Genomic DNA, 1,328 nt, shown 5'->3' with positions numbered 1-1,328 from the left:
GGGGGTTTCCCCCTGTGAGAGTAGAACGTCGCCTGGTAACGAAAAGCATCAGCTATTAAGTTGATGCTTTTTTTGTGTTGGAATATGAAATCAATAGATTTATAAATCTTACTTATTAAATAGAAATCAATTCGAGGAATGATCAAAAGTCAGATGACACGATTAAGTTTTTGTAGTAGGATACGCTAAAGAAAATGGGAAATAGCATCGTCGCATTCTATCTAACGAAGTGAAACGTGTAATAAAAAGTTTGTATCATATTTAAAATGTAAATGGTCTATATTCTCGAATGAAACAATGGTTAGACAGCTTAAGGGAGTAACTACAAAGTATCTTGTTAATTATCTAGCTTGGTATCGTTGATAGTCGCAGTACGAAAATACAAAACACAATATTAAAGAGCGATTACTAACATCATTTGTTTTTGAAATGACAGTTACTTATGATTGTTTGCGTTTGTCCAGGCTCAATATTTGGTCTTTGTTTTTTTGATTTACAGAATTGAGGTGTTGGAATGATAATTAACGACTTCTTGAAAGAAGTATTTCCTAACTTAGAACTTAGAGCACCTTTGTTTTACAATTGGGATATTGGTATTCGATTTGAACTTGGGGTAGAGTGGAAAAGGGGTTAAGTTTATCCTAACATCCCATATATATTGGGTTGTTATAAAAGAGCAATCACTTTATTTGAAGCGATACACTCTCCAACGGATGATAATTTGTCGTAATAGATATAAATGATTTTGTAGAGGTAAACAAAATAAACGTAAATTAAAGAACTTTTCACCATATGTAGAGAAGTCACTATTGTATAGATTAAAGCATCAAACGAATCCATATATTTTTCCTGAAGAGGACGAAGAAGGGACATATAAAACGCATAGGTTTAGTTTAAAATGTAAAACGAATGAATTCAAATACAATTCTTTGCTAAAAGCAATATGCAATCAAGATTTGGGAATTAGTCCAAGGGTTTTTCATAGAGCATATTTTATAAATATTAACAAGAAAACGATCTTTCACGTTTACGATGACAGAGGGTGTGATTTATTGGCAACTTCACCCGACACAATAAGAGATACATATGATATTTACAATGAATGGATTTTGGATTATGACAAACTTAATATTGAGAAGGTTTTTAATTGAAACATGAAGAAGGGGAAGCAGCATTTTGTAGTGTTTCCTTTTAATATATCTAAAATCAACAATAAAATTAACAGAGCAATATATATAGAAAGATTCAAATAAAGATCATACAAAACTTTTATTAATTTTTTGTAAAGTAATGCTTGCAATCATTTGGACGAGATGGTATATTTGTTT

At 30.9% G+C, this 1,328-nt stretch carries 2 pseudogenes; both read left to right on the top strand.

The window, feature by feature from the left end:
* Positions 1-181: 181 nt before the first annotated feature.
* Positions 182-492 (top strand): annotated as a pseudogene (locus EP747_RS25010) (IS1595 family transposase); the annotation flags it as partial.
* Positions 493-514: 22 nt separating this feature from the next.
* Positions 515-1,151 (top strand): annotated as a pseudogene (locus EP747_RS23920) (DUF3885 domain-containing protein).
* The last annotated feature ends 177 nt before the right edge of the window (positions 1,152-1,328 follow it).

This window comes from Gottfriedia acidiceleris (assembly GCF_004138285.1).
Classification (GTDB): Bacteria; Bacillota; Bacilli; order Bacillales; family Bacillaceae_G; genus Gottfriedia; species Gottfriedia acidiceleris_A.
This window is presented reverse-complemented; position numbering and strand designations above follow the sequence as displayed.